At 57.5% G+C, this 8,954-nt stretch carries 8 protein-coding genes and 1 tRNA gene; 8 read left to right on the forward strand and 1 reads right to left on the reverse strand.

Annotation, left to right across the window (positions count from 1 at the left end; translation table 11 throughout):
* Positions 1-321: 321 nt before the first annotated feature.
* Positions 322-411, reverse strand: a tRNA-Ser gene (locus V7730_RS20715).
* 202 nt (positions 412-613) lie between these two features.
* Here V7730_RS20715 and V7730_RS20720 point away from each other — a divergent pair.
* The 8 genes from V7730_RS20720 to V7730_RS20755 all read left to right on the forward strand — a co-directional run.
* The gene (locus V7730_RS20720; protein WP_335749465.1) at positions 614-1,495 is read left to right on the forward strand and encodes an SPOR domain-containing protein; all 882 of its coding nucleotides are present in this window, start codon (positions 614-616) and stop codon (positions 1,493-1,495) included.
* 17 nt (positions 1,496-1,512) lie between these two features.
* Positions 1,513-2,673 (forward strand): D-alanyl-D-alanine carboxypeptidase family protein, encoded by a 1,161-nt coding sequence (locus V7730_RS20725; protein WP_335749466.1) that lies wholly within the window; start codon positions 1,513-1,515, stop codon positions 2,671-2,673.
* Complete coding sequence (gene tmk, locus V7730_RS20730; RefSeq protein WP_335749467.1) at positions 2,670-3,305, forward strand: dTMP kinase; 636 nt, start codon at positions 2,670-2,672, stop codon at positions 3,303-3,305. The genes V7730_RS20725 and tmk overlap by 4 nt, the downstream gene beginning before the upstream one ends.
* A gap of 107 nt (positions 3,306-3,412) precedes the next feature.
* The gene (locus V7730_RS20735; protein ID WP_335749468.1) at positions 3,413-4,528 is read left to right on the forward strand and encodes a DNA polymerase III subunit delta'; all 1,116 of its coding nucleotides are present in this window, start codon (positions 3,413-3,415) and stop codon (positions 4,526-4,528) included.
* 28 nt (positions 4,529-4,556) lie between these two features.
* Positions 4,557-5,363, forward strand: a complete 807-nt coding sequence (locus V7730_RS20740) for a TatD family hydrolase (protein ID WP_335749469.1) — start codon at positions 4,557-4,559, stop codon at positions 5,361-5,363.
* A complete protein-coding gene (locus tag V7730_RS20745; protein WP_335749470.1) occupies positions 5,360-6,163 on the forward strand; it encodes an MBL fold metallo-hydrolase in 804 nt (267 codons plus the stop codon). Before V7730_RS20740 ends, V7730_RS20745 begins: the two co-directional genes overlap by 4 nt.
* A 69-nt stretch (positions 6,164-6,232) precedes the next feature.
* Positions 6,233-7,162, forward strand: a complete 930-nt coding sequence (locus V7730_RS20750) for an AEC family transporter (RefSeq protein ID WP_335749471.1) — start codon at positions 6,233-6,235, stop codon at positions 7,160-7,162.
* 908 nt (positions 7,163-8,070) lie between these two features.
* The coding region (locus tag V7730_RS20755; RefSeq protein WP_335749472.1) for a hypothetical protein at positions 8,071-8,954 on the forward strand (884 nt) is incomplete at its 3' end.

The following is an 8,954-nucleotide window of genomic DNA, read 5'->3' on the forward strand; positions in this document are numbered from 1 at the left end:
CTCTATGTTGAAAGCAGCCATTCATGCGCAGCGCAGCATCCGTCACAACGGGCTCGAAGCAGACCTTCGCTGCATGGACTACCAAGGTCAGCTCCGAGCTGTTCCTAACATCTGATCAATCTGACCCAGCCATTGAGAGTTTCTATTTATCCTACTCAGATTGGCAGCCATGTCATTTTGCCCGAAATGGTATCTGATCACTTCCAGCAATTATATCAGTAAGATGTGTGGTCAACGTGTGTGGTCAACGTGTGTGGTAACTGAATTTTACCGCCCCATTAACGCTAACAAATTCAATGCCTTAAGGGGTATTTTATTAACTGGCGGAGGCTCAGGGATTCGAACCCTGGGGACGCTCTCACGCCCGTCGGTTTTCAAGACCGGTGCAATCGACCACTCTGCCAAACCTCCGCTGTGCGCGTTTCCTAAATGGCTAAAAGCGATTCTGCAATCGGGCAAAATTCATGCGATTCAGCGGGGAAAATTGCCGATGCCGTCGCGCGTCTCTTGTCGTGCAGGGCTTTGGCACGTTAGAGTGCGCCAAACGCCCCGCAAAGGGGCTTTGATGTGTGCCATTCAAAAAGGGCGCGCACGCAGGCAAGGACGAGGGAATATGGGCAGTCAATTCAAATTAGATCAGGGCAAGACTCGGCAGGGACGCCGCGTGTATGCGTTGGCAGGTACGCTTTTGGTTTCCGGACTATTGGCCGGCTGTGACGAGCAGGGAAAGTTCTCTTTTCCGACTGCGAGCGGCACCAAGAATGTCGCTCAGGCAGCAGCACCAACCGGCCCCGCAATCGAGCGTGATGTCGAAGCGCCTGAAATTTTCTCGGTCACCGACGAGGGGCTATGGGACGGGCGGCCCAGCCTTGGTGGTGTATGGGTCGCGCATCCGGATGTGGCCGAGCCGGAGCGGGTCATCATCCGCAACCAGACCAATGGTAAATTCGTAGTCGGCGCCCTTTTTCGCCGTGAGCGGGACATCCCGGGGCCAAGTCTGCAGATTTCTTCGGACGCCGCGGCCTCCCTCGGTATTCTTGCTGGAGCACTAGCTAAACTGAACGTCACCGCCGTGCGCAAGGTTCAGGAGCAAACCGAAGCGCCTGTAGATACAGGAACGGATGCGATTGTTGAAGCAGCGCCTGATATAACTGCGGCACCGCTTGATCCTGTAACGGCGACCGCCGGAGCCGCGATTGCATCGGCAGCTCCAACGCCGCCCCCTGCCCCGAAACCCGCGGCACCAACTCAGGCGTCACGCTTGTCCAAGCCTTTCATACAGATCGGAATTTTCAGCATTGAAGCCAATGCCGAACGCGCCGCCAAGCAGATGCGCGGTACCGGACTTGGCCCAACAATCAAACAAAGCCAGATCAACGGAAAAACCTTCTGGCGCGTTGTTGTTGGTCCTGCCGCGACAAATGCCGAGCAAGCGAAAATCCTGTCGACAATTAAATCCGAAGGCTTCACCGACGCCTACGCTGTTTCCAGCTGATACGAAAAGGTACCGATATGCGCGGACTGAAACATTCATTGGCAGCTCTGGCACTGTTGCTCTCATCAGTCAGTGCACATGCATTTGACACCCGCGCGACATCGGCATTCGTGCTCGATTTCAACAGCGGCACCGTGTTGATGACCAAAAATGCCGACCAACCTTTGCCACCGGCCTCCATGTCAAAGCTGATGACGCTTTATATGGCGTTCGAGGCGATCGATAACGGCATTCTCGATCTTGATCAGGAATTGCCAGTTTCGGCTGCTGCTCAGGCTTACGGCGGGTCGACAATGTTCTTGAAGGCCGGTGAACGTGTGCGGGTCGAGGACCTCATCCGCGGCATTATCGTGTTGTCGGGCAATGACGCCTGCGTTGTGATCGCCGAAGCACTGTCAGGCACGGAAAGCAAATTTTCCCGCCAGATGACCATGCGCGCGCAGCAGCTTGGCATGACGAACTCGACCTTCACCAACTCGAACGGTTGGCCGCAGGCGGGGCATCGCATGTCCATGCGCGATCTGGGCCTGATCACGAGCAAATTGATCAGGGATTATCCGCAATATTATCCGATGTTTGCGCAGAAAGAATTCCTGTTTGACCAATCCGAGTCCGCTAACCGGTTCAACCGCAACCCGCTGCTGGGACTCGGTATCGGGGCCGATGGCCTCAAGACCGGCCACACCGAAGAGGCAGGCTACGGTCTTGTTGGCTCTGCCAAGCAGGGCGATCGCCGGATCATATTTGTGCTGTCCGGATTAGAGAGCGCACAGGCTCGTGCAGCTGAATCCGAAGCGGTGACAAACTGGGCCTTCCGACGCTTTTCGCAGACCGAATTGGGCAAGGCAGGCACGAAAATTGCACAGGCCGAAGTTTCCATTGGTGCCGAGCAATCTGTCGGATTGGAGCTGGCGGCAGATCTGTCGGTGCTCTTGCCCGTCAATCCGATTTCGCCCCTGAAAACCGAAGTTGTTTACGACGGACCGGTTAAGGCGCCCATCGCCAAGGGTGACCAGATCGGTGAGCTGATCATCACGCCAGAAGGCCTGTCCGAAACGCGCGTGCCGTTGGTAGCGGACCGTGATGTTCTGCGCCACGGCTTTGTCAGCCGCGTCATGGCTGCGGCCAAACATCTGGCCGCCCGCATCAACTCCGGCCCCGCCCCAGAGGCTTCGTGAGCAGCCACGGTCTTTTCATCAGCTTTGAAGGCATCGATGGCTCCGGAAAATCCACGCAAGTGGCGCGGCTAGCCGAACATCTGCGCGCGCAAGGTCATGACGTAGTTCTTACCCGTGAACCGGGTGGGTCCAAGGGTGCGGAAGAAATCCGCGCGCTTGTCCTTCAGGGCGATCCAGATCGCTGGTCGGCCGAGACCGAGATTTTGCTGTTTACTGCCGCACGCCGCGATCATCTGGAGCGCCTCATCCGCCCTGCCCTTGCAGCGGGCAAAATCGTAATCTGTGATCGCTTTGCCGACAGCACACGCATGTATCAGGGCCTAAGCCGTGGTGACTTACGTGGCGTCGTTGACAGCCTTCACACCCTGATGATCGGGGTGGAGCCTGACCTGACCATCTTGATCGATATGGACCCTGTCGAAGGGCTCAAACGCGCCAAGGGTAGACAGGGTACTGAGGAACGGTTCGAGGACTTTGGCACAAGCCTGCAAGAAGCCATGCGCACTGGATTTCTTGCGTTGGCCGAAGAATTCAACAGCCGGATTCAGGTGATTGATGGTGGGCAAGAGATGAACGCGGTCGCCGCAGACATTCGTGCCGCCACAGATGCAGCACTGACGGCGCGTTCCTAACTTATTTTGCACAGCAACTGGCCGGAAAGTTTGAAAATCCTGTCCCTGTTCCGCCGATGTAGCCGCGCCCCATTTCCAACTCTGCCAATCCCCGTTAAACTGCTCGCATGAGCGATGATGCAGCCCCACAGCCGGAACGTCTTGACGGCGCGCCCCACCCACGCGACGCTCTCAGCCTGATCGGTCAGGATGCGGCGCAAACAGCCTTTGTTGATGCGTTCAACACAGGCCGCTTGCATCATGCGTGGATGCTGACCGGCCCGCGCGGCGTAGGCAAAGCCACGCTGGCATGGCTAATCGCACGCTTCCTGCTGGCCACTCCCGCCCCAGACAAGGGCGGCATGTTCGCGCCAGAGCCGCCGACAACCCTCATCATTCCGGCCGACCATCCTGTTACCCAGCGTGTGGCTTCAGGGGGTGAAGGCCGTATTCGTAACGTCACCCGCACCATCAACCCGACGACAAAGAAGCTACGGCAGGAAATTGTTGCCGACGATATCCGTGCGCTGAACGGGTTCTTCCAGATGTCCGCGCCTGATGGCGGCTACCGTGTTGTTATCATTGACGATGCGGATTTGATGAACACCACAGCTGCCAACGCCCTACTAAAAATGCTTGAGGAGCCGCCCGCCCGCGCAGTGCTGATACTGATCTCGCACCAGCCCTCGGGTTTGCTACCAACTATCCGCTCGCGGTGTCGCACGCTGCCGCTTCGCACGCTGGAGGCCGCCGAGGTCGCAGAAGCCATGGCGCAGGCTGGCGTACAGGCCGCCAATGCAGATGCGCTTGCCGCGCTTTCGGGCGGGTCAGTGGGCGGCGCGATGCGGCTATCCCTGCTGGGCGGCGCTTCGCTTTATGCAGAACTGGTCGGGCTCATGAGCACCCTGCCCCACATGGACCGTCCGCGCGCGCTCAAACTCGCAGAGCTTGCCGCGTCGAAGGGAGGCGAAGCAAAGCGCGACCTGCTTTTCACCCTGATTGATTTACTGCTAAGCCGTCTTGCCCGCACTGGTGCCACCGGCACATCGCCACAACCGCAGGCCGCGCAGGGTGAGGCGGATATCCTCAAACGTCTTTCACCGACCCCGCATCAGGCCCGCGTCTGGGCCGATCTGGCAGCCGGGATTGGTGCCCGCGCGCGGCACGGCATCGCGGTCAACCTTGACCCTGCGGCGCTCGTTCTAGATACCTTTGCAAAGATGGCAAAGGCAGCCCCCCGCTAACAAAACCCGCCAACGCCACCGGAGCCCCATGACCGATACACCCCACATCACCGATAGCCATTGCCACCTCGACTTTCCCGAACTGATTGCGGAATTGCCGGAGGTGATTGACCGCGCAGCACAGGCCGGAGTGGCGCGGATGGTGACCATCTGCACAAAGCTCAAAAACGAACCCGACGTGCGTGCCATCGCTGAAACCTATGCGCCGGTATTCTACGCCGCAGGCACTCACCCGATGAGCGTCGCCTCCGAGCCGATGGCGACGCTGGATGAACTCATCACCATCGCGCAGCACCCAAAGATGGTGGGCATTGGTGAGACGGGTCTGGATTACCACTACACTGCTGAGAGCGCGCAAATGCAGCAAGACAGCCTGCGCATCCACATCGCCGCCGCGCGCGAGACGGATCTGCCGCTGATCATCCACAGCCGCGACGCGGATGAGGATATGGCACGCATCCTACGTGAAGAGCATGCAAACGGTGCCTACACATGCGTGATGCACTGCTTCTCCTCCTCTCCTGAGTTAGCACGTGCCGCGCTTGATCTGGGGTTTTACCTCAGCATGTCCGGCATCACCGCTTTCCCCAAAAGTCAGGAACTGCGCGATATCTTCGCCGCAGCCCCGCTTGATCGCATCGTGATTGAGACAGACAGCCCCTATCTGGCGCCCCCGCCCCACCGCGGCAGACGAAACGAGCCGGCGTTTACCGCCTATACAGCGCGCCGCGCAGCCGAGACATTCGGGATCGACTATGCCGAATTCGCTGCACGATCAGAGGCGAATTTTGAACGCTTGTTCACCAAAGCCGCCGCATACGAGGCCGTCTTATGACCGACATCATGCGTGTCACCATCCTTGGCTGTGGCTCTTCCGGCGGCGTGCCGCGCCTGGGTGGGCATTGGGGCGCATGTGATCCGACAGAGCCGCGCAACCGGCGCAGCCGCTGCTCAGCTCTGGTTGAGCGGATCAGTGATGCTGGAACGACTTCCGTGCTGATCGACACATCGCCGGACATGCGCAACCAGTTGTTGGATGCCGGTGTCGGGCGACTTGATGCGGTGCTGTACACCCACGCCCACGCCGATCACGTGCACGGAATGGATGATCTGCGCATGATCGTGATCAACATGCGCGCACGTTTGCCCGTCTGGGCGGATCAACCCACGCATGACGCGCTGATTGAAAGGTTTGGCTATGCCTTTATCCAGCCCGAAGGTTCAATGTACCCGCCAATTCTGGACATGAACCTGATGGACGGTGATGTCGTAGTAGACGGCCCCGGCGGGCAGCTTCGCTTTGTCCCGTTTCTGGTACCGCATGGCGGCATGGATGCTTTGGGTTTTCGCGTCAACGGCGTGGCCTATCTGCCGGATGTGGCCAGTATACCGGATCACATCTGGCCGCATCTGGAAGGGTTGCGTTGCTGGATCGTGGATGCCCTGCGCCGCGACCCGCATCCAACGCACAGCCATCTGGAGCAGACCCTTGAATGGATCGAGAAGATGAAGCCGAAACAGGCAGTGCTGACCAATATGCACAATGATCTGGACTATGCCACGTTGCAGGCCAAAACGCCGGACCATATCGAGCCAGCCTATGACGGCATGCGGCTGGAATTCGATCTTAGCTGATCCACCGCCTTTCTTCGTCTGCACAAAGCGATGCAGGCAGACCTCTTGCTGCTGCCCGGAACCGCAATTATGCAAACCCTTCTAGACGTCATCTTGCCAGTCTTCCTGGTCATCGGATTTGGCTATTTCTCGGTTTGGAAGGATCTCTTTCCGGTCTCCGGTGTGGATGGCGTGCTGCGTTTCGCCCAAAGCTTTGCCGTGCCCTGCCTGCTGTTTCAGGCCATCGCCAATCTTGACCTGAGCGCCTCATTTAATGCGGGGCTGTTGTTCAGCTTTTATTCCGGTGCAGCGATTTGTTTTGCCCTTGGCACCTTTGGCGCGCGCATTTTCTTCAAACGTGATTGGGAGGACTGTGTCGCCATCGGCTTTTGCTGCCTGTTCTCCAACTCCGTCCTGCTTGGCCTTCCCATATCCGAGCGCGCGTACGGTGCCGAAAATCTGACTGGCAATTACATGATCATCGCGATCCACTCGCCCTTTTGTTACGGGCTCGGGATCATTGTGATGGAATTCGTGCGCAACCGCGGCCAAAGTGGGCTCGCGCTAACGCGCTCAATCGGGCGGGCGATGTTTCATAACCCGCTGGTGATCGGCATTCTGGCAGGATTTGCCGTCAACTTGAGCGGCCTTGCGATTCCTTCGGTGGTGGATGACGCGCTATCGCTTGTCGTGCGGGCGGCCCTACCCGCCGCCCTATTCGCCTTGGGGGGCGTGCTGATCCAGTACAAGCCTGAAGGCGATATGAAAGCAATCGCTATGGTTTGCGTGATCGCTTTGGCCGTGCATCCCGCAATTGTTTGGCTAATGGGCTCTGCCCTGTCGGTGCCGCCTGACCTGTTCCGCTCTGGTGTGTTGACGGCCGCGATGGCGCCGGGGTTCAACGCCTATATCTTCGCCAACATGTATGGCCGCAGTAAACGCGTCGCGGCCTCGTCTGTGCTGATCGCAACAGCTGCGTCAATATTCACCGTGTGGGTCTGGCTGACAATTCTGGGATGACGCATCATATGACCGCGCCCACCCCTACCAATAATACTAAATGGCAAGTGGGGCGGGTGAAGGGCACCAAAGCACCGTTCCGACTTGTACCACCCTGTATCCGCAAATCTTTATATCTTATATTTTACTAGGACTTACCGTCCTAACCTATTCACTACTGTATCAACCCATACAACATGTAGTGGGGGGCCAGTAGCGGGACTGTATGGCGAGAGAGCTGAACAAGCTGGCAGCATTGACTGTAAAGCCCGCGCCAAGGCTGAGAAGTGGCGCAGGATTGCGATCGGCGGCAAAGACCCAATCAAACAGAGCGAAGCAGACCGCCGCGCTTCCCGGCGCAATATGCATATCCTGCGTGTGGCACCTTTGATGTCTTTGACGATCTTCTCGCCTGGGCTTTTGCCTGTTCCAGTTGTCTGTCTCATGTCCCACTCCTCAGTGGTTACGATGAGCCAAGAACACTCTCTTATCAAATAACGCTATTTGGACCCATAAGCGCTGACGTCAGACACCCAGAAGTACAGAAAGCGTTACTATACCTGCTAGCGGGAAAAAGCCTGCGGCAAAGTTCCTTCGCACCAAGCTCAGCTTGATGTTGTTTAAATACCCCAATAATCTGTACTTCGCTGAAACGGCTTCTCTTCATCGTCTGCCTCCTCAGTTGAGAACAAACCAACTCAAAACACCGGGCTTTTCCGGCGAAAAGGTCAAATGTAGTGCGGCTTTTTCGACAGTTTCGTATAAAAGTTTCGCAGTTCGTTACCAGTTCCCCAAACGTGCCACTTTCGCTAAGTATGTCGGTTCGGAAATGAAGTCAGAGGTTTGAGAGCATGTCGTCCGCACCGTCCAGCATCGCGACACCAATCGCAGCTTTGCCTCCATAAAAACACGCGCCGGTGCTCAGAACGGTGAAGCGCTACGCCCTGCATAGCGCCATCGCGGCGCTGATGATGATCCCCGGCATGGGCTCTGCCGAGTCGCCCGTGCTAGATGCTCCCGTCCAAACAGCAACTCCGAGCGTCTACGGTGCTGTGCAGGTGGATACCGCCGATCGTGCCATACCGTCGGCGCAGGAAGTTATCATTGATCTGCCGAGCGCATTTTATGCCGCTCGTCACCAGCGTGGCGAAATCAACGGTCTAAGCTACGTCCTGTTCCCCGACGGATCTGGAAAAACAATGCAAATCAATGACCGGCGTGACGTCCTGTTTCGACTAGAGTGCAAGAAGGGCATTTCATGCACGATAATAGGTTCGACAGAAGCAAAGACGGTTATTCCTGCGGTAGGCGCCTCTAAGCCCATCGCGCCCAGCGCACCAAGTGGCGCAGACCTTGCCCGTTATCTGGCAGAGTGGGTATTGGCTTGTTCAGGCGAGCCGCCAAAAGATGCGCCACTAGAAAACGCTGCGATTGAGGATGCGGAGCCGGAGGCCACAGCTGTGTCGATTACGGCACCAGCGCCAGTGCAGGTTGTGGAAAAGCACACAACCCTCACCAAAAAAATAGCACAGGTATTACCATCCCAGCCCCAGAACGAGAAAGTGCAACCGCCTGAGCCCATCCAAAAGGCAAAACGCAGCATGCCAAGGTCAAAGGCGACGCCGACAGTTGCGCCATATCGGCCTGCGCGTTCCCAGGCTATAATACACAGAACTACTGCGCCGGCCCCTGCGGCAGCAGGGCCACAAACAATCTTCCAGCGCATCAAGCTCAACTATTCCATCACGGGCAGCGTCACCTTGAAGTGGTCCGGCAAAATTGGACAGCGTGCTAAGATGTATCCAACCCGAAC

Source organism: Sulfitobacter sp., assembly GCF_036961165.1.
In the GTDB taxonomy this organism is placed as follows: Bacteria; Pseudomonadota; Alphaproteobacteria; order Rhodobacterales; family Rhodobacteraceae; genus Sulfitobacter.